General features: G+C 60.1%; 16 protein-coding genes. 12 read left to right on the top strand and 4 right to left on the bottom strand.

Features of this window, described 5'->3' with window-relative positions:
- Positions 1–41: 41 nt before the first annotated feature.
- The 4 genes from B1722_RS03455 to B1722_RS03470 are packed head-to-tail and all read right to left on the bottom strand — an operon-like array spanning position 42 to position 6,173.
- Complete coding sequence (locus tag B1722_RS03455; RefSeq protein ID WP_041064291.1) at positions 42–1,256, bottom strand: hybrid sensor histidine kinase/response regulator; 1,215 nt, start codon at positions 1,254–1,256, stop codon at positions 42–44.
- Positions 1,250–1,843: a chemotaxis protein CheB gene (locus B1722_RS03460; RefSeq protein WP_047294607.1), complete on the bottom strand. Its 594-nt coding sequence runs from the start codon at positions 1,841–1,843 to the stop codon at positions 1,250–1,252. The genes B1722_RS03455 and B1722_RS03460 overlap by 7 nt, the downstream gene beginning before the upstream one ends.
- A complete protein-coding gene (locus B1722_RS03465; RefSeq protein WP_041064296.1) occupies positions 1,840–2,673 on the bottom strand; it encodes a protein-glutamate O-methyltransferase CheR in 834 nt (277 codons plus the stop codon). Before B1722_RS03465 ends, B1722_RS03460 begins: the two co-directional genes overlap by 4 nt.
- Positions 2,673–6,173 (bottom strand): response regulator, encoded by a 3,501-nt coding sequence (locus tag B1722_RS03470; protein WP_086791369.1) that lies wholly within the window; start codon positions 6,171–6,173, stop codon positions 2,673–2,675. The genes B1722_RS03465 and B1722_RS03470 overlap by 1 nt, the downstream gene beginning before the upstream one ends.
- Before the next feature lie 260 nt (positions 6,174–6,433).
- Between B1722_RS03470 and B1722_RS03475 the strand changes: the two genes are divergently transcribed.
- The 12 genes from B1722_RS03475 (at position 6,434) to B1722_RS03530 (ending at position 19,623) form a co-directional block, all read left to right on the top strand.
- Entirely contained in the window at positions 6,434–6,796 is a 363-nt protein-coding gene (locus tag B1722_RS03475) for a response regulator (protein ID WP_041064307.1), read from the top strand.
- Positions 6,797–6,878: 82 nt separating this feature from the next.
- The gene (locus tag B1722_RS03480) at positions 6,879–8,171 is read left to right on the top strand and encodes a glycosyltransferase (protein WP_086791372.1); all 1,293 of its coding nucleotides are present in this window, start codon (positions 6,879–6,881) and stop codon (positions 8,169–8,171) included.
- A gap of 145 nt (positions 8,172–8,316) precedes the next feature.
- The gene (locus B1722_RS03485) at positions 8,317–9,186 is read left to right on the top strand and encodes a phospholipase (protein ID WP_086791374.1); all 870 of its coding nucleotides are present in this window, start codon (positions 8,317–8,319) and stop codon (positions 9,184–9,186) included.
- Positions 9,187–9,254: 68 nt separating this feature from the next.
- A complete protein-coding gene (locus tag B1722_RS03490; protein WP_041064319.1) occupies positions 9,255–10,160 on the top strand; it encodes an AraC family transcriptional regulator in 906 nt (301 codons plus the stop codon).
- Positions 10,161–10,393: 233 nt separating this feature from the next.
- Positions 10,394–11,704, top strand: a complete 1,311-nt coding sequence (locus B1722_RS03495; protein ID WP_086791376.1) for a sugar ABC transporter substrate-binding protein — start codon at positions 10,394–10,396, stop codon at positions 11,702–11,704.
- Positions 11,705–11,877: 173 nt separating this feature from the next.
- Entirely contained in the window at positions 11,878–12,804 is a 927-nt protein-coding gene (locus tag B1722_RS03500) for a carbohydrate ABC transporter permease (protein ID WP_041064327.1), read from the top strand.
- An 8-nt stretch (positions 12,805–12,812) separates the two neighbouring features.
- Positions 12,813–13,643, top strand: coding sequence for a carbohydrate ABC transporter permease (locus tag B1722_RS03505; protein WP_034154211.1), 831 nt, complete (start codon positions 12,813–12,815; stop codon positions 13,641–13,643).
- Positions 13,644–13,761: 118 nt separating this feature from the next.
- On the top strand, positions 13,762–14,865 hold the full coding sequence (locus B1722_RS03510) for an ABC transporter ATP-binding protein (RefSeq protein ID WP_041064336.1): 1,104 nt from the start codon (positions 13,762–13,764) through the stop codon (positions 14,863–14,865).
- A gap of 17 nt (positions 14,866–14,882) precedes the next feature.
- Positions 14,883–16,358 (top strand): mannitol dehydrogenase family protein, encoded by a 1,476-nt coding sequence (locus B1722_RS03515; RefSeq protein ID WP_086791378.1) that lies wholly within the window; start codon positions 14,883–14,885, stop codon positions 16,356–16,358.
- Between the two features lie 152 nt (positions 16,359–16,510).
- Positions 16,511–18,007, top strand: a complete 1,497-nt coding sequence (xylB, locus tag B1722_RS03520) for a xylulokinase (RefSeq protein WP_086791380.1) — start codon at positions 16,511–16,513, stop codon at positions 18,005–18,007.
- 13 nt (positions 18,008–18,020) lie between these two features.
- Complete coding sequence (locus B1722_RS03525; RefSeq protein ID WP_086791382.1) at positions 18,021–18,959, top strand: carbohydrate kinase; 939 nt, start codon at positions 18,021–18,023, stop codon at positions 18,957–18,959.
- Positions 18,960–19,005: 46 nt separating this feature from the next.
- On the top strand, positions 19,006–19,623 hold the full coding sequence (locus B1722_RS03530) for a hypothetical protein (RefSeq protein ID WP_371260334.1): 618 nt from the start codon (positions 19,006–19,008) through the stop codon (positions 19,621–19,623).
- Positions 19,624–19,661 lie beyond the last annotated feature (38 nt).

Raw genomic sequence — 19,661 nt, forward strand, 5'->3', positions numbered from 1 at the left:
AAGCCTTTGTTCGGTCAATAGCTGCTGATACGACCGTGCGGTCACTCAGAGGTTGCGTCGGATATGCCGTTTTCCTGGATTGGCAGACAAACGCGAAACAGGGCGCCCTCGTTGATTTGACTCTCGACGACGATGGAACCGCCATGGGCGGCGACGATCTGCTCGGAAATGAACAGACCCAGCCCGAGACCAGCCACTACCGTCTTGGCGGAAACCCGTTCGAACTGTTGAAAAATACGTTTCTGATTCTCTTCACTGATGCCGATGCCCCGGTCCTGAACCTCAACCCGCGCCTCGTCGCCTTCACGGTACACGCGCACCTGAATCGGGCTGCGGCCACCGTAGCGCAAGGCATTGGTCAGCAGGTTGGAGACCACCTGCTCGATGCGGAACTCGTCCCAATAACCTTCCACCGGCCCGGACGCAGTGAACGACACTTCGGTCTCGGCGGCCTCTATCTGCTGGGCAAAATTCTGCAGCAGGTTGCTCACCAGTTGCACCAGATCGAAACGCTCCGGACGGATCGACAACTTGCCAGTACGAATCCGCGAGACGTCGAGCATGTCTTCGATCAGGCGGATCAGGCTTTTGATCTGGCGCTCGTCGCGATCGACCATCGCGTGCATCTTGTCGAGGGTGAACGCGGCGGCGTTGTCCCGGGCCAGGTGCATCTTGCGCAATTGGGTTTCGAGTATCAGGCCATTGAGCGGCGTGCGTACTTCGTGAGCGACGATTGACATGAAGTCATCGCGCATACGCACCGCCTGCTCCAGTTCCAACTGAGTGCTCTGCAGCTGTTGCAGCAGCGCTTCCTGCTCGCGGCGGGCCTGCTCCAGGGCTTCGACCTGTTGCTTCATGGCCTTGCTTTGGCGATACAGGTCGACGAACACGTTGACCTTGCTCTTCACCGCGTGAATATCCAGCGGCTTGTGCAGGAAGTCCACCGCCCCGCTCTCGTAGCCCTTGAACGCGTAATTGAGTTCACGGCCGGCGGCGCTGACGAAAATGATCGGGATATTTTTGGTTTTCTCGGTGCCGCGCATCAACTCGGCGAGTTCAAAGCCGTTCATGCCCGGCATCTGTACATCGAGGATGGCCATGGCGAACTCGTGTTGCAGCAGCAGCGAAAGTGCTTCGTCCGCCGACAGCGCCTTGTACACCGTGCGGTCCTCGCGCTTGATCAGCGCTTCGAGGGCCAGCAGGTTCTCCGGCAGATCGTCGACGATCAGCAATTTGGCCTGGATATTACTCAGCATGCGATTCGTTCCAGCTCGACAAGCAGACGGCCGATGCCGTGAATGGGTAGGACATGGTCAGGCTGCTGAATCTTCAGCGCAGCCAGAGGCATGGTGGCGACCTGCGCGTCCTGCGGGTCTTGAACAATGGTCAGTCCGCCGCGCCGTTTGACTTGCGCCAGACCGCGAGCACCATCGTGATTGGCACCGGTCAGCAACACGGCAGCCAAGGTTGCGCCGTAAGCATCAGCGGCGGATTCAAACAGGTAATCAATGGCTGGCCGGGAATGGTGCACGCGGTCTTCAAGACTCAGCGACAGACTGCGATCCTGCTCAACCGACAGGTGGTAACCGGGTGTCGCGAAGTAAACCGTACCGGGAGCGATGTCCTGTTTGTCGGTCGCCTCTTCCACCGGCAGCATCAGCCGTCGGGCGAATACTTCGGCCAACTGGCTGCGGCGCTCTTCCGGCAGGTGCAACACGACGATGATTGGCAGCACATAGCCTTGGCGCAGCGGCGCGAGCAGGGTCAGCAGGGCCTCGACCCCACCAGCCGAAGCGCCGACCACGATGGCCTCGACACGAGGCAAATCCAAGGCGTCGTTCATAATTTGCGGTAGATCCGTTCTTGTTTGACCAGCGGCTCGAACTGATTCGAGTAGCCGGAAAAATCCAGCGTTTCCTTGCTGCCCAGCACCAGAAAGCCACGGTGGCACAGCGATTCATGAAACAGACCGAAGGCACGGTCCTGAAGTTTCTTGTTGAAGTAAATCAGTACGTTGCGGCAGGAAATCAATTGAGTTTCGGAGAACACACTGTCGGTCGCCAGGCTGTGATCGGCAAAGGTCACGTTCTCGCACAGGCTCTTGTCGAAAATCGCGTAGCCGTAGGCGGCGGTGTAGTAATCGGCGAAGGAGCGCTGGCCGCCGGCCTGCTGATAATTGGCGGTGTAGGCGCGCACGTTCTCCATCGAGAAAATCCCCTGCTTGGCCTTGTCCAGCGAGCGCGGGTTGATGTCGGTGGCGTAGATGATCGTACGCTCGAGCAGGCCTTCCTCGCGCAGCAGAATCGCCATCGAATAGACCTCCTCACCGGTGCTGCACCCGGCAATCCAGATCTTCAGCGACGGGTAGGTACGCAACAGCGGCACCACTTCCTGGCGAATCGCCAGAAAGTGCGACGGATCGCGAAACATCTCGCTGACCGGAATCGTCAGCAACTGCAGCAGCTGCATGAACGCGGTCGGATCGTGCAGCACTTTCTCCTGCAACGCCGAGATCGTCGCGCACTCGAACTGGCTCAAGGCGTGCTGCACCCGGCGCTTGATCGAAGCGCCCGAGTAATCACGAAAATCGTAGCTGTACTTGAGGTAGATCGCCTCAATCAACAAGCGTAATTCGATTTCGCTGTTGCGCTCCACGGAGTGACTGCTGTCCACTAAATGCGTTCCATCTTCGGTAACCACACGCGAATCAACGAGAACAGGCGATCCAGGTCGATGGGCTTGGCCAGGTAATCGTTGGCGCCCGCCTGCAGGCAGCGCTCCTGATCGTCTTTCATGGCCTTGGCCGTCACCGCGATGATCGGCAGTTTGCGCCAGCGCGGATCCTTGCGGATTTCAATGGTGGCTTCAAAGCCGTCCATCTCCGGCATCATCACGTCCATCAACACCAGATCGATGTCCTCGACTTCATTCAACTTATCAATCGCTTCGCGACCATTACGGCCGATCACCACGACTGCACCTTTGTGTTCCAGCGCACTGGTCAGGGCGAAGATGTTGCGTACGTCGTCGTCCACCAGCAACACCTTGCGGCCTTCGAAGACCTTGTCGCGGCTGCGGGCGGTCTTGAGCATCTTCTGCCGTTCATGGGACAACTGCGATTCGACTTTGTGCAGAAAGAGTGTCACCTCATCCAGCAGGCGTTCCGGCGAGCGCGCGCCCTTGATGATGATCGAACGCGAATACTTGCGCAGCTCGGCTTCTTCATCGCGGGTCAGATTGCGCCCGGTGTAGACGATCACTGGCGGGAACGAGCAGATGTCCTCGGTGGACATGCGCTTGAGCAGATCGTTGCCGAGCATGTCCGGCAACTTCAGGTCGATCACCATGCAGTCGTAGATCGTGGTACGCAGTTTCTCCAGCGCATCCTGCGCCAGGCCGACGGCCGTGATCTCGATGTCATCGTCACCGATCAGGCGGGCAATGCTTTCGCGCTGCAGATCGTCATCTTCGACCAGCAGCACACGTTTGACTTTCTGGGTCAGCTTGGCTTCGAGACGGGCGAACACGTCCTTGAGCTCTTCGCGGGTGGTCGGTTTGACTGCGTAACCGATCGCCCCCATGTGCATCGCCGCTTCAACGCGGTCTTCGACCGAGATCACGTGCACCGGGATGTGCCGGGTTTCGGCGTGTTCTTTCAGGCGTTGCAGCACGGTCAGACCGGAGTGATCCGGCAGACGCATGTCGAGCAGGATCGCGTCCGGCACGAACTCGCGGGCCAGGTCATAACCTTCATCCGCTCCGTGCGCCACCAGACACTGATAACCCAGTTCGTGGGCCAGGTCGTAAAGGATGTGGGCGAAATTCGGCTCGTCTTCCACCACCAGAATGCAGCGCGTGGCGAACGGTGCCTTGCCACGGTCATCGGCAAAGCGCGGGATGTGCACCGGGGCCATGGGCGACACCGCAATCGACGGCGGCGCCACCGGGGCCGGGCTCGATACCGGCGGCGGCGTAAAGGACAACGGCGCGGACGGTGAGTCGCCCGGCTCGCTGTATTGCTGTGGCAACACGAGGGTGAACACGCTGCCCTGCCCCGGCGCGCTGCTGACGCTGATCGAGCCGCCGAGCAAGGCCGCCAGATCCCGCGAAATCGACAGACCAAGGCCAGTGCCACCGTACTTGCGGTTGGTGGTGCCGTCAGCCTGGCGGAACGCTTCGAAGATGCTTTCCTGCTGATCCGCGGCGATACCGATCCCCGAATCGCGCACGATGAAGGCAATGCGCTCGTCTGGCTGGCCGGCGATGGTCAGGCTGACCGCGCCGTGCTCGGTGAACTTCACGGCGTTGGACAGCAAGTTCTTGATCACCTGCTCCAGGCGCTGGCGGTCGGTGTACAGCATGATCGGCGCATCCGGCTGCAACTCGACGCTGAAGGTCAATTGCTTGTCCGCCGCCAGCGGCTCGAACACGCGGCGCAGGCCGTCGGCCAGCCGTGCGACACTGGTGTTTTCCGGGATCACTTCCAATTTGCCAGCCTCGACCTTGGAAATGTCGAGAATGTCGTTGATCAGGTTCAGCAGATCGTTGCCGGCGGAATAGATCGACTCGGCGAACTTGACCTGCTCGGCCGTCAGGTTGTCCTGCGGGTTCTCGGCCAGCAGCTTGGCGAGGATCAGCGAACTGTTCAGCGGCGTGCGCAGTTCGTGGGACATGTTGGCGAGGAATTCGGACTTGTACTTGCTCGAGCGCTGCAGCTCCTCGGCGCGCTCTTCAAGCTGCACCTGAGCCTGATTGAGCTCGGTGTTCTTCTGGTCCATGGCGTCGCGCTGCTCGGCCAGGGTTTGCGCCTGTTCGGCCAACTGCTCGTTGGTCTGTTCCAGCTCGACTTGCTGGGTTTCCAGATGCGCCTGGGATTCCTTGAGAATCCGCGACTGTTCTTCCAGCTCTTCGTTGGCGGTTTTCAGCTCTTCCTGCTGCACCTGCAACTCTTCGTTGAGCTGCTGGGTTTCGGCCAGCACTTCCTGCAGACGCTGGCGATAACGCGCCGCTTCGATCGAAGTGCCGATGTTGCCGGCAATCAGTTCCAGCAAATCGATATCGCGGTCGGTGAGCGGACGCAGGAAGCCCAGCTCGATCACGCCGTTGACCCGGTCGTCATCACTGGTCGGCACCACCAGCACACTGTGCGGCAGGCCCGCGCCCAGGCCGGAGCTGACCTTGAAGTAGTCGGCCGGAACCGAATCCAGCCGAATCAGTTGCCCCTGCTGGGCCACCTGGCCGACGATGCCTTCGCCGCTGTAGATCTGCTGATCCTTTTCTTCCTGCTCGCGGGAGAACCCGTAGGACGCCACGCGCTTGAGGCCGCCGTGTTCTTCACGCACGTACAGCGCCGCCACCGCCGTGCCGAGGTATTGCGCGCAGAACTGCAGAATATTGCGCCCCAGCAGGTTCAGCGTCAGTTGCCCCAGCACCTGCTCCGCCAGCTCGGTCTGGCCGCTGCGCATCCATGCCTGGCGTTCCAGCCGCTCGGCGCTGGCCTGTTGCGCGGCGAGAGTGGCGCTGTAGCTGTCAGACAAACGAACCAGATCACGGCGACCGACATACGCCAGCAAACCGCTGATCCCGGCGATAAACAGCAGGTACAGGGTGATGCTCCAGATTGTGGTGCGGCGCACCTCTTCGTTGCGCGTGGTGCGCAACTGCTGCTCCATGTCGATCACGTCTTCGAATTGCTTGCGGATCTCGTCGGTCAAGCGCTTGCCGCGCCCGGCCTTGACCGCGCCCCGGTAATCACCGCTGGAGCGCTGCAGATCGATCATCGATTGTGCGTAGTTGGCCCACTCGGTCTGCAGCGCCTGCAAACGACGCAGACGATCGGTCTGCACCGGGTTGTCGGCGGTCAGTTCGAGCAAGGTGTTGAGGGCCACGTTGATCCGCGGCTTGGCGGTCTCGTACGGGTCGAGGAAATGCTCATCGCCACTGAGCAGGAAGCCGCGCATGCCGGTTTCCAGATCAACCGTGAGTTTCACCGCTTCGTTGGCGTTATTGATGACGCGATCGGTGTGCTCCACCCACTGGATCACCGACAGCAGATAAGTAATCAGGGATACAAAGAACACGGCGCTGAGCGCGCCAACGCCCAGCGGCAATCCGATGTTGCGCGTCAGGAGTTTGCGAAACCGTGTTTCATCAATCGAAGACGGAGTGGGCATGGGGCGGCCTTGTCGAACTGTCGAAACCCGGGAGTTTGCCCCAAAACCGTCGTATGGATCCATTTTTCTGACTGCTTTGGCAGCAATTTCCTACATTTTCCTGCGCTTACCGAGCACCAACCGTTATCCTTGCGCCGCGAAGAGCAGCTAATCTTTTTTCCGTTGAATCGGGAACTTGTGGCCATGCGCCACTTACTCATGCAAGAGCCCGGCATTTTCGACCGGCCGCCATTCCGATTTCCTTTTTTGAGAGCCCCAATATGTCCACCCCAGCGCCCACCATCCTTGTAGTAGAAGACGACGACATCGTACGCATGCTCATCGTCGATGTGCTGGAGGAACTGGAGTTCAGTGTGCTGGAGGCGGACGACGGTGAGTCTGCGCTGAATATTCTCGGGGATCAGAGCAAGGGTATCGACTTGATGATGACCGATTACGGCCTGCCGGGCATGACAGGCAGTGAACTGGCCGGCAAGGCACGTGAACTCCGCGCCACCCTGCCCGTCTTGTTCGCCAGCGGTTACGCCGAAAACATCGACGTACCTGCCGGCATGCACGTGATCGGCAAACCGTTCTCCATCGATCAATTGCGTGACAAGGTCAAGGGCATCCTGGGCCAGTGATTGGCCTTGATCCGGCAGCGGCTGCAGATGTGGTCTAATTGCGCGCCATTTTTAGCCGCCTGCCTGCAAGGAACACCTGTCAATGACTGCATCCCCCGCCACCAAAGTTCTGGTCATCGGTTACGTCTGGCCCGAACCGCGCTCTTCGGCAGCCAGCGGGCACGTGATGCAGATCCTCGATACATTCCTGCAGCAAGGCTGGGACATCACCTTCAGCAGCCCGGCCGGCCCGGGCGAGCACAAGGCCGACCTGACCGCGCTGGGCATCCGTGAGGTGCCGATCGAACTCAACAACAGCAGCTTCGATGTTTTCATCCGTGAACTGGCCCCGGATATCGTGCTGTTCGACCAATTCATGATGGAAGAGCAGTTCGGCTGGCGCGTCGAAAAGCAATGCCCGAATGCCTTGCGGGTGCTGGAGACTTCCGACCTGCAGAGCCTGCGCCACGCCCGCCACCAACGGCTCAAGGAGCATTTGAAAGACGACCCGGACAATCAGGACTTCAGCGCTCTGTTCGCGCCGGCGCTGCGCGAAGAGTTCGAGTTGATGGCCGATACGGACCTGGCCAAACGGGAAATCGCCGCGTTGTACCGCTGCGATCTGAATCTGATGATTTCCGAAGTGGAAATCCAGTTGCTGGTCGAACAGTTTCAAGTCCCTGGCGACCTGCTGCACTGGTGCCCGCTGATGCTCGAACCGCCGCGCGGTTCGTTCATTCCCTTTGAAGAGCGCGCGCACTTTCTGAGTATTGGCAACTTCCGTCACGCGCCCAACTGGGACGCCGTGCTGTGGATGAAGACCGCCGTCTGGCCGCTGATCCGCCAGCAATTGCCCAGTGCCCAACTGCATATCTACGGTGCCTATACGCCGCCCAAGGCCACAGCCCTGCACAATGCGGCGCAGGGGTTTCATGTGATGAACTGGGCAGAAGATGCACTGCAAGTGATGGCGCAAGCGCGGGTTTGCCTGGCGCCTTTGCGCTTTGGCGCGGGGATCAAGGGCAAGCTCGTCGATGCGATGCTCTGCGGTACGCCCAATGTCACCACGCCCATCGGCGCCGAAGGCATGTGCGGTGCGCTGTCATGGCCGGGTGAAGTGGCCCTTTCGGCCCAGGCCCTGGCCGATGCCGCAGTCGCCCTGCACGAAGACCAACAGCGCTGGACCGCCGCACAACAGGCCGGCGTCACATTGTTGGACGCGCGTTATCGGCAGACTGATCACGGCCCTGCGCTGATCGCTCGCCTGCAGCATTGTCGCGATAACTTGCCGGCATTAAGGCGCGCCAACTTTACTGGCAGCATGCTGCGTCACCACTTGCACAAAAGTACCCAATACATGGCGCAGTGGATCGAAGCCAAAAATCAGAAAAGTTGATAAGCCAAAATCGCGAAAACCCAGTACCAACACTTTGCAAAGAGTGCTGACTTGTACTTTTTCCGACTGCATCAAAGAATAACTTCCGAACTGACCGAGTAATGTGACTGGTCGGAATAAAACTTTATCTGCAACGGAATGCATCATGAGCAACTACCCTTTAAAAAACTGGATGGCGTCCGCACCCGGTATCGACCAACTGACGCTGGGTGAAGTGGTCTGGCCTGGAGCCCATAACGCCGGGCTGGATTACGACTTTTCGTACCCGGCGTATGTGCAGCCGGCGAAAAACTGGTTTGTCTGCCAGGATGGCCCGTTCATTCAGCAACTTAATGAAGGCGTGCGCGTTTTCGACGTGCGTCTGCATGCCGATGAACACTGGCTGGGCATCAAGAAGTTCCATACGTTTCATGGCGTGAAACTGTTCCGGGGGCGTGCCTTGAGCGAACTTGTAAAAAGTCTCAAGGTCTTCCTGACTGACAACCCGAACGAGTTCATCGTATTGGACATACATGAACTCAAGGCCATCAATAATCAACCATTCGATTACAAGGGCTTGCACGAAGTCATCACCACGGAGCTGGGTTCGCGGCTTATTCCCAGAAACAACAGCCAGCTGACCATTGAACAACTTAAAAAGATCAGTCCGATACAACGAGTGGTGTTGGCAAGCGACTCGCATCCGGATTTCAGGTCGCCCCTGTACTGGCCGCAAATCCGTCATGAGTGGAGCGGTTCAGATATCACCTCTGCCGAGCAACTCAAGCAACACATCACACGAACACTGGCCAATCCGCCGCCGTCCGGCAGCCTCTGGTCATTATCGGCCACCAGCTATGGCGAACTGGCCGGCGTAAAGCGGATCACCCACGAACTCAATCAATGGTTTGGCCCGGACTCGGGCTGGGCGCCAAAGTGCAGCATTATCAATGCCGATTTCGTCGGTGCCACGCGGCTCGCGGAATATTGCCAGCAGATCAACCATGCCAAAGGCCTGGTCAAGGCTCGGGGCTGAGGTGCTGGCACTGTCCGTGACGCGCGTGCATGATGAGCATCCGGACATAACAACAGAACGTATCGGACATGACTCGGGCAACCAGAATCACTGATCCCTCCTACGAGCTGATGGACGATCACAACGGGTTGTCCATCATCTACCGTCAGCATGGTTTTCCCTGCCCTTTAGTGCGTTGGCATTTTCACAAGGAATACGAACTGCACCTGATCGTCGCCAGTTCCGGCAAGGTCTTCATCGGCGACTACATCGGCAACTTTTATCCGCAAACGCTGTTCCTTACCGGGCCCAATCTGCCGCACAACTGGATCAGCCAGGTGGCCGAAGACGAAGTGGTGGAAAAGCGCGACATGCTGGTGAACTTCACCGATGAGTTGTTCGACAGCGGGCACCAGGTATTTGCCGAACTCAAGACTCTGGCGCCGCTGCTGGAGCGCGCGCAATACGGCATCGAGTTTCGCGACAAAGACACGATCCGCCAGGCCATGACGCTGATGCAGCGAATTGCCGATACGCGCGGTATCACTCGTCTGGGGCATTTTTTCATTCTGATGGAATTGCTCGCGGCGACAGACGACTATCAGTTGCTGTCCGGCGCCACCAACACGCAACTGGCCGACGAGCACAACATCGACCGCACCAACCGCGCCGTCGATTTCATCTTCGACCATTACGCCCGGGAGCTGACGCTGGAAGAAGTCGCCGAGCATCTGGGGATGAAGCCGACCTACTTCAGTCGCGTATTCAAACAGGCCACCGGCCGCAACTTCATCGAGTTCGTCAATCGTCTGCGCATCAGCAAATCCTGCGAACTGCTGGCCGACGGCGACAAACCGGTGACCGAGGTGTGTTTCGAGTCGGGGTTCAACAATATTTCCAACTTCAATCGGCGCTTCCAGCAACTCAAGGGCATGACGCCGTCGCACTATCGACGCCTCGCGGTGCAGCGCCTGACCGAACAGAATCACGCTTGATAGCCACATCAAAAGATCGCAGCCTGCGGCAGCTCCTACAGGAATCGGTGTAGGAGCTGCCGCAGGCTGCGATCTTTTTTGCCAGTGCAAAAAAGTATCGGTTCAAGTGCGATGGATGATTTGTCAGTCCGTCGATAGAGGGCTGTAATCAGCACACATTCTTCCTGCACAGGAAGACACAAAAACAATAACTGTCCTTCTGCTTCCCAACGGACGTAGAAAAGGAGTGCACGATGCAACCCACTGCAAAAGCTCTGCTTGCCCTCACTTGCATGACCCTCAGCAGCGTCAGCCTTGGCGCCCAGACCCTGACCATCGCCACCGTCAATAACAGCGACATGATCCGCATGCAAAAGCTCTCGAAAACCTTCGAGGCCGAGCATCCGGAGATCAAGCTCAATTGGGTGGTGCTGGAAGAAAACGTCCTGCGTCAGCGCCTGACTACCGACATCGCCACCCAGGGCGGGCAGTTCGACGTATTGACCATCGGCATGTACGAAGCGGCACTCTGGGGCGCCAAAGGCTGGCTGGAACCGATGAAGGACTTGCCGGCCAGTTACGCCCTCGACGACGTGTTCCCGTCTGTGCGCGAAGGACTCTCGGTCAAGGGCTCGCTGTACGCTTTGCCGTTCTACGCCGAAAGCTCGATCACCTATTACCGCACCGACCTGTTCAAGGACGCCGGCCTGAACATGCCCGAGCGTCCGACCTGGGAACAGATCGCCGGTTTCGCCGAAAAACTCACCAACAAGGACAAAGAGCAGTACGGCATCTGCTTGCGCGGCAAGGCCGGCTGGGGCGAGAACATGGCGCTGATCACTACCGTCGCCAATGCCTACGGTGCGCGCTGGTTCGATGAGAAATGGCAGCCGGAATTCAATGGACCGGAGTGGAAAAACGCGCTGAACTTCTACGTCGACACCATGAAGAAATCCGGCCCGCCGGGCGCTTCCAGCAACGGTTTCAACGAGAACCTCGCGCTGTTCAACAGTGGCAAGTGCGCGATGTGGGTGGATGCGTCTGTCGCCGGTTCGTTCGTCACCGACAAGACCCAGAGCAAGGTCGCCGATCACGTCGGCTTCACCTTCGCCCCGCATCAGGTCACTGACAAAGGTTCGGCGTGGCTGTATTCGTGGGCACTGGCGATTCCGACCAGCTCCAAGGCCAAGGACGCCGCCAAGGCCTTCAGTGCGTGGGCGACCTCCAAGGAATACGGCGAGCTGGTGGCCAAGACCGACGGCATCGCCAACGTGCCGCCAGGCACCCGCGCCTCGACCTACAGCGATGCTTACATGAGCGCGGCGCCGTTCGCCAAAGTCACGCTGGAATCGTTGAAAGCGGCAGATCCGAGCAAACCGACGCTGAAACCGGTGCCGTACATCGGCATTCAACTGGTGACCATTCCTGAATTCCAGGGCGTGGGCACCCAGGTCGGCAAGCTGTTCTCGGCGGCGCTGATCGGCCAGACCACGGTGGATCAGGCCTTGGCCGCCGCGCAGCAAACCACCGAACGCGAGATGAAGCGCGCGGGTTATCCCAAGTAACCACTACTTGACCTGTGGGAGCTGGCTTGCCAGCGATGGCGATTGAGCAGCCAACATCAATGTCGGATGTGCCTGCCTCATCGCTGGCAAGCCAGCTCCCACAGGATTCGCGTCGATGTCAGGACGGTTGTCTTTCCTGAACATGTATCTGCACCCAAACGGTTGTGATCACCATGAATACTTCAACTGCCAAAGCCCACCTCGACCTCGCGCAACCCCAGCGCAAAGTCCGCGTACGCAATCCCGGCTGGTTTCTGGTCAGCCCTTCGGTGGCCCTGTTGCTGCTGTGGATGATCGTGCCGTTGGGCATGACCCTCTACTTCTCGATGATTCGCTACAACCTGCTCGATCCGGGGGTGAACGAATTCGTCGGGCTGGAGAACTTCACCTACTTCCTGACCGACTCCGGTTTCCTGCCCGGCGCCACCAATACCCTGTTGCTGGTGGGCAGCGTGCTGCTGATCAGCGTGGTGTTCGGCGTGTTGATCAGCGCTTTGCTCGAGGCCAGCGAGTTTCTCGGTCGCGGCATCGTGCGGGTGATGCTGATCTCGCCGTTCTTCATCATGCCCACGGTCGGCGCGCTGATCTGGAAAAACCTGATTTTCCATCCGGTCTCGGGGATTCTCGCTTACGTCTGGCGGCTGTTCGGCGCCGAGCCGGTGGACTGGCTGGCGCACTACCCGCTGCTGTCAATCATCATCATTGTCTCGTGGCAATGGCTGCCCTTCGCGATCCTGATCCTGATGACCGCCATGCAGTCTCTCGACCAGGAACAGAAGGAAGCCGCGCGTCTGGATGGCGCCGGTCCCGTCGCGATCTTCTGGCACCTGACCCTGCCGCACCTGGCGCGGCCGATTGCCGTGGTGGTGATGATCGAAACGATCTTCCTGCTGTCGGTGTTCGCCGAGATTTTCACCACCACCAACGGCGGCCCCGGCTACGCCTCGACCAACCTCGCCTACCTGATCTACAACCAGGCGCTGGTGCAGTTCGACGTCGGCATGGCCTCGGCGGGCGGCTTGATTGCCGTGGTCATCGCCAACATCGCCGCGATCATTCTGGTGCGAATGATCGGCAAAAACCTGACTGACAAAGCCTGAGGCCTGCCATGACCCTTCAACAATCCCGCCGGCTGCAAAGCCTGCTGCTCGGCACCCTGGCCTGGGCCATCGCGATCGTGATTTTCTTCCCGATCTTCTGGATGGTGATGACCAGTTTCAAAACCGAAATCGACGCGTTCGCCACGCCGCCGCAGTTCATCTTCACGCCGACGCTGGAGAACTACCTGCACATCAACGAGCGCAGCGACTACTTCAGTTTTGCCTGGAACTCGGTGGTGATCTCGTTCAGTGCCACGGCGCTGTGCCTGCTGATCGCGGTGCCGGCTGCCTACTCGATGGCGTTCTACGAAACCCAGCGCACCAAAGGCACGCTGCTGTGGATGCTCTCGACCAAGATGCTGCCGCCGGTGGGTGTGCTGATGCCGATCTACCTGCTGGCCAAGAGTTTCGGCCTGCTTGATACGCGCATCGCGCTGATCGTGATCTACACGCTGATCAACCTGCCGATCGTGGTCTGGATGGTTTACACCTACTTCAAGGACATCCCCAAAGACATCCTCGAAGCCGCCCGCCTTGACGGCGCCACGCTGTGGCAGGAGATGGTCCGCGTGCTGCTGCCGATCGCCAAGGGCGGCCTCGCGTCCACCGTGCTGCTGTCGCTGATCCTGTGCTGGAACGAGGCCTTCTGGTCGCTGAACCTGACCTCGTCGAAAGCCGCGCCACTGACCGCATTGATCGCCTCGTACTCCAGCCCCGAAGGCTTGTTCTGGGCCAAGTTGTCAGCGGTCTCGACCCTGGCCTGTGCGCCGATCCTGATCTTCGGCTGGATCAGCCAGAAGCAACTGGTGCGCGGCCTCTCATTCGGTGCCGTGAAATGAAGATTTAAAAGCAAAAGATCGCAGCCTGCGGCAGCTCCTACAGGGGCACTGTGTAGGAGCTGCCGCAGGCTGCGATCTTTTGATCTTAAAAAAAACAACAATGCGGAGGCCCATCACCATGGCCAACCTGAAAATCAAGAATCTGCAAAAAGGCTTCGAAGGTTTCTCCATCATCAAGGGTATCGACCTTGAGGTGAACGACAAGGAATTCGTGGTCTTCGTCGGCCCGTCCGGCTGCGGCAAATCCACCCTGCTGCGGCTGATCGCCGGGCTGGAAGAAGTCAGCGGCGGCACCATCGAACTCGATGGCCGCGACATCACCGAAGTCAGTCCGGCCAAGCGCGATCTGGCGATGGTGTTCCAGACCTACGCACTGTACCCGCACATGACCGTGAAAAAGAACATGTCGTTCGCCCTCGATCTGGCCGGTGTGCCAAAAGCCGAAGTCGAGAAAAAAGTCGGCGAAGCGGCGCGCATTCTCGAGCTCGGACCGATGCTCGAGCGCAAGCCGAAACAGCTCTCCGGCGGCCAACGGCAACGGGTCGCCATCGGCCGCGCCATCGTGCGCAATCCGAAGATCTTTCTGTTCGACGAACCGCTGTCCAACCTCGACGCCGCCCTGCGCGTGCAGATGCGTCTGGAGCTGCTGCGTCTGCACAAGGACCTGCAGGCGACCATGATCTACGTGACCCACGATCAGGTCGAAGCGATGACCATGGCCGACAAGGTGGTGGTGCTCAATGGCGGCAAGATCGAGCAGGTCGGCTCGCCGCTGGACCTCTATCACAACCCGGCCAACGTGTTCGTCGCCGGGTTCCTCGGCACGCCGAAAATGGGCTTCCTCAAGGGCAAGATCGCCCGCATCGACGGCCAGAGCTGCGAAGTCTCGCTGGACGCCGGTACACGCATCACCCTGCCGTTCAACGCCGCCAATCTGAGCGTCGGCAGCGCCGTGACCCTGGGCATTCGCCCGGAACATCTGGAGCTGGCGCAACCGGGCGACTGCACCCTGCAAGTCACCGCCGACGTCAGCGAACGCCTGGGCAGCGACACCTTCTGCCACGTCACCACCAACGCCGGCGAAGCCCTGACGATGCGTGTGCGCGGTGACTTGGCGAGCCGCTACGGCGAGCAACTGAACCTGCACCTGGACGCCAGCCATTGCCACCTGTTCGACGCCAATGGCGTGGCGCTGACCCGCCCGCTGCGCGCCGCGGCTTGAACCTCGAGACTTGTCCGATGAAACTCAATAAGCAAAATCTGCAGCGCCTCGCCCCCGAGGTGCAACTGCCGGCCTACAGCCTCAGCGACACCCGCCAGGGCATCGCGCACATTGGCGTCGGCGGCTTCCATCGCGCGCATCAGGCGTATTACACCGATGCACTGATGAATACCGGTCAGGCGCTGGAGTGGGCAATCTGCGGCGTCGGCCTGCGCACAGAAGACCGCCGTGCCCGCGACGATCTCAAAGAGCAGGATTACCTGTTCACCCTGTTCGAACTCGGCGACAGCGACGACACCGAAGTGCGGGTGATCGGTGCGATTCGCGACATGCTTCTGGCCGAAGACGGCGCGCAGGCGCTGATCGACAAACTCGCCGATCCGCAAATCCGCATCGTCTCGCTGACCATCACCGAGGGCGGTTATTGCATCGACGACAGCAACGGCGAGTTCATGGCGCACCTGCCACAGATCCAGCACGATCTGGCCCATCCGCTGGCGCCAAAAACCGTGTTCGGCTTCCTCTGTGCAGCACTGGAAAAGCGCCGTGACACGAGCACACCGGCGTTCACGATCATGTCCTGCGATAACCTGCCGCACAACGGCGCGGTGACCCGCAAGGCGTTGCTGGCCTTCGCCACCCTGCGTGACCCGCGGCTGCGTGACTGGATCGCGCAGAACGTCAGTTTCCCCAACGCCATGGTCGATCGCATCACACCGATGACCAGCACCGCGCATCGCCTGCAACTGGCCGACAAACACGGCGTCGACGATGCCTGGCCGGTGGTCTGCGAACCGTTCGTGCAATGGGTGCTGGAAGACAAATTCGTCAACGGTCGCCCGGCCTGGGAACAGGTCGGCGTGCAGTTCACCGATGACGTTTCACCCTACGAAGAGATGAAGATCAAGCTGCTCAACGGCAGCCACCTGGCCCTGACTTACCTGGGTTTTTTGAAGGGCTATCGCTTCGTCCACGAGACCATGAACGACCCGCTGTTCGTACGTTACATGCGCGCCTACATGGACCTCGACGTCACCCCGCAACTGGCGCCGGTGCCGGGCATCGACCTGACCGACTACAAAGACACATTGGTGGCGCGCTTTTCCAATCAGGCGATTGCCGATCAACTGGAACGGGTGTGTTCGGACGGTTCATCGAAGTTTCCCAAGTTCACCATTCCGACGATCAATCGCTTGATTGCCGATGGCCAGGAAACCAGGCGCGCAGCGTTGGTGGTGGCTGCCTGGGCGTTGTATCTGAAAGGCGTGGATGAAAATGGCGACACTTATTCGATTCCTGATCCACGGGCGGAATTCTGTCAGGGGCTGGTAGCGGATGATGCGTTGATCACTCAGCGCTTGTTGGCGGTCGAGGAGATTTTCGGTACGGCGATTCCACGTTCGGCAGCATTTGTGGCGGCGTTTGAGTGGTGCTGCAACAGCTTGCGTGAGGTGGGTGTGACGCGCACGTTGGAGCGGGTGCTGGCTGAGTGATGCGGTGAAACCACCGACGCCATCGCTGGCAAGCCAGCTCCCACAGGATTTTCAATCGTTGATGAATTTTGCGTACACCCGAGAACCTGTGGGAGCTGGCTTGCCAGCGATTGGCTTCACCTTGACTCACCTGACACCCTGAGGACCTCACTGTGACCACCCGACAACTCTTCCTCGGCATCGACTGCGGCACCCAGGGCACCAAGGCGATCATCCTCGATGCGGCCAGCGGTCAGGTGCTCGGCGAAGGCGCCGCCACGCACACGATGATCAGCGGCGCCAATGGTCGGCGCGAGCAGGACACCCGACAGTGGCTCGACGCCTTCGCCCTCGCCTCCCGCCGCGCCCTGCTCGCAGCCAATGTCGACGGGCAGGCGATCCTCGGCATCGGTGTCTCCGGCCAGCAACACGGCCTGGTGCTGCTCGACGATCAGGGCCAGGTGCTGCGCCCGGCCAAACTGTGGTGCGACACCGAAACCACGGATGAAAACGATCGTCTGCTCAAACACCTCGGCGGCGAAAAAGGCTCGCTTGAGCGCCTCGGCGTGGTCATCGCCCCGGGCTACACCGTTTCGAAATTACTCTGGACTAAAGAACAGCATCCTGAGGTGTTCTCGCGCATCGCACGCATCCTGCTGCCCCACGATTACCTGAATTTCTGGCTCACCGGGCGCGCCTGCAGCGAGTACGGCGACGCTTCCGGCACCGGCTATTTCAACGTGCGCAGCCGCCAGTGGGACTTGCAGTTGCTGCGTGACATTGACCCCACCGGTCGCCTGCAAGCCGCGTTACCGGAGCTGATCGACGCGCATCAGGCGGTCGGCACCCTGCTGCCGGCGATTGCCGAACAGCTCGGCCTCAACCCGAATGCGCTGGTCGCCAGCGGCGGTGGCGACAACATGATGGGCGCCATCGGCACCGGCAACATTCAACCCGGGGCGATCACCATGAGCCTCGGCTCCTCCGGCACGGTGTACGCCTACGCCGAGGCGCCACAGGTCAGCGCGGATGCTTCGGTCGCCACGTTCTGCTCGTCCAGCGGCGGCTGGCTGCCGCTGATCTGCACCATGAACCTGACCAACGCCACCGGTGCGATCCGCGAGCTGTTCAACCTCGACCTGGAGCAGTTCAATCAACTCGTGGCCCAGGCGCCCATTGGCGCGGAAGGCGTGAGCATGCTGCCGTTCCTCAACGGCGAACGCGTCCCCGCCCTGCCCCATGCCACCGGCAGCCTGCACGGCTTGACCCTGAGCAACCTGATCCAGGCCAATCTATGTCGCGCCGTGGTCGAGGGCACGACCTTCGGTTTGCGTTATGGACTGGATCTGTTGCGCCACAATGGTTTACAAAGCCGCAGCATTTGCCTGATCGGCGGCGGCTCGAAAAGTGCGGTGTGGCGGCAGATCGTCGCCGACATCATGGACACCCCGGTAATCTGCACCGAACACAGCGAAGCCGCAGCCCTCGGCGCGGCGATTCAGGCGGCGTGGTGCAAGTCATGGTCGAACGGCCACGAAGACACTTTGGCGGATCTGTGCCAGCGCTGCGTGAAGCTCGATCTGCACAGTGAAACCCTGCCGGTCGCCGCCCATGTCGCGGCGTTCCAGCAGGCCTATGAACGCTATCAACAGCATGTCGCGACCCTATAAAGAGCAAACAATCATGTATTTGGTGTGTGGCGAAGCCCTGTTCGATTTTTTCAGCGAAGACGATGCCAGCGGTCTGGCTTCGAAGGTCAATTTCAAGGCGATTGCCGGCGGCTCGCCGTTCAACGTCGCGGTCGGCTTGCGCCGTTTGGGTGTGGATTCGGCGCTGTTTGCCGGGCTGTCCACCGACTATCTCGGCCGACGGTTGCAGCAAGTGCTGCGGGATGAAGGCGTGCGGGCGGACTACCTGATCGACTTCGCCGCGCCAACCACGCTGGCGATGGTCGCGGTCGGTGCCAACGGTTCGCCGCATTACAGTTTTCGCGGCGAGGGCTGTGCTGATCGCCAATTAAGCCTCGCCCATCTGCCGCAACTGGGCGCTGAAGTCCGTGGTCTGCACATCGGCTCGTTCTCGCTGGTGGTGCAGCCGATCGCCGACACCCTGCTGACCCTGGTGCAGCGCGAAAGCGGCAAGCGCCTGATCACCCTCGATCCCAACGTGCGCCTCAACCCGGAACCGAACATCGACCTCTGGCGCGAACGCGTGGCGACCCTGGTGCAACTGGCCGACATGATCAAGGTCAGCGACGAAGACCTGAGCCTGTTGTATCCCGAGCAGGACCCGCAGCGCGTGATCGAAGGCTGGCTGCAGCATCGCTGCCAGTTGGTGTTCCTGACCCGTGGCGGCGAAGGCGCAACGGTGTTCAGCCGCGCCCATGGCTCGTGGTCAGTACCAGCATGCTCGGTGCAAATCGCCGATACCGTCGGCGCAGGCGATACCTTTCAAGCAGCGCTGATTACCTGGTTGACCGAGCAAGCACTGGATTCGGTCGAAGGGGTTCGGGAACTCAATCGCGAACAGATCGACGCGATGCTCAAGTTTGCCGTACAGGCGGCCGCCCTGACGTGCAGCAAGACCGGTCCGGATTTGCCCTATCGTCACCAGTTGAGCTGAGCGCGTAGACTGTCGGCCTTTTTGCGCGCATGGGGATGACGGTTTGATGTCGGGGCGGACGGCGGGACTTTTGATACTGGCGGGATTACTCAGCGGCTGCGGCACCTCGCCGCCGCGTTCGCCGGAAGACATCTGCGAAATCTTCCGCGAAAAAAGCGACTGGTACGACGCGGCGCAAGTCACGCAAAAGCGCTGGGGCGTGCCGATCCAGGTGCCCTTCGCGATCATGTATCAGGAGTCCGGCTACCGCTACGACGCCAAGACGCCGCGCAAATACCTGTTGTGGGTGATTCCGTGGGGCCGGGTGTCGACGGCCGCCGGCTATGCCCAGGCCAAGGATGAGGTCTGGGCCGATTACCAGAAGAGCACCGGGCGCAATTGGGCTGACCGCGAAGACTTTGACGACGCCATCGACTTCGTCGGCTGGTACATGGACAAGACCACCTCGATCAACGGCGTGTACAAATACGATGCCTATAACCAGTACCTGAACTACCACGAAGGCTGGGGCGGTTTCCGCAACAAGACCTACGCCAGCAAAGCCTGGTTGATGCCGACTGCGCGCAAGGTGCAGGCACGTTCCGATGTGTATGCGCGGCAGTATGCCGGGTGCAAAGAGGATCTGAATCGCGGCTTCTGGAGCCGGTTCTGGCATTGGTTGTAGGCCGCCGCAGTCCCCCTGTAGGAGCTGCCGCAGGCTGC

The organism is Pseudomonas sp. SCPG-7 (genome assembly GCF_002156405.1).
Taxonomy (GTDB): domain Bacteria; phylum Pseudomonadota; class Gammaproteobacteria; order Pseudomonadales; family Pseudomonadaceae; genus Aquipseudomonas; species Aquipseudomonas parakoreensis.

Coding starts and splice junctions, on each gene's coding strand:
- B1722_RS03455 (WP_041064291.1), bottom strand. CDS start 1,256: ATGCTGAGTAATATCCAGGCCAAATTGCTGATCGTCGACGATCTGCCG.
- B1722_RS03460 (WP_047294607.1), bottom strand. CDS start 1,843: ATGAACGACGCCTTGGATTTGCCTCGTGTCGAGGCCATCGTGGTCGGC.
- B1722_RS03470 (WP_086791369.1), bottom strand. CDS start 6,173: ATGCCCACTCCGTCTTCGATTGATGAAACACGGTTTCGCAAACTCCTG.
- B1722_RS03475 (WP_041064307.1), top strand. CDS start 6,434: ATGTCCACCCCAGCGCCCACCATCCTTGTAGTAGAAGACGACGACATC.
- B1722_RS03480 (WP_086791372.1), top strand. CDS start 6,879: ATGACTGCATCCCCCGCCACCAAAGTTCTGGTCATCGGTTACGTCTGG.
- B1722_RS03485 (WP_086791374.1), top strand. CDS start 8,317: ATGAGCAACTACCCTTTAAAAAACTGGATGGCGTCCGCACCCGGTATC.
- B1722_RS03490 (WP_041064319.1), top strand. CDS start 9,255: ATGACTCGGGCAACCAGAATCACTGATCCCTCCTACGAGCTGATGGAC.
- B1722_RS03495 (WP_086791376.1), top strand. CDS start 10,394: ATGCAACCCACTGCAAAAGCTCTGCTTGCCCTCACTTGCATGACCCTC.
- B1722_RS03500 (WP_041064327.1), top strand. CDS start 11,878: ATGAATACTTCAACTGCCAAAGCCCACCTCGACCTCGCGCAACCCCAG.
- B1722_RS03505 (WP_034154211.1), top strand. CDS start 12,813: ATGACCCTTCAACAATCCCGCCGGCTGCAAAGCCTGCTGCTCGGCACC.
- B1722_RS03510 (WP_041064336.1), top strand. CDS start 13,762: ATGGCCAACCTGAAAATCAAGAATCTGCAAAAAGGCTTCGAAGGTTTC.
- B1722_RS03515 (WP_086791378.1), top strand. CDS start 14,883: ATGAAACTCAATAAGCAAAATCTGCAGCGCCTCGCCCCCGAGGTGCAA.
- B1722_RS03525 (WP_086791382.1), top strand. CDS start 18,021: ATGTATTTGGTGTGTGGCGAAGCCCTGTTCGATTTTTTCAGCGAAGAC.
- B1722_RS03530 (WP_371260334.1), top strand. CDS start 19,006: ATGTCGGGGCGGACGGCGGGACTTTTGATACTGGCGGGATTACTCAGC.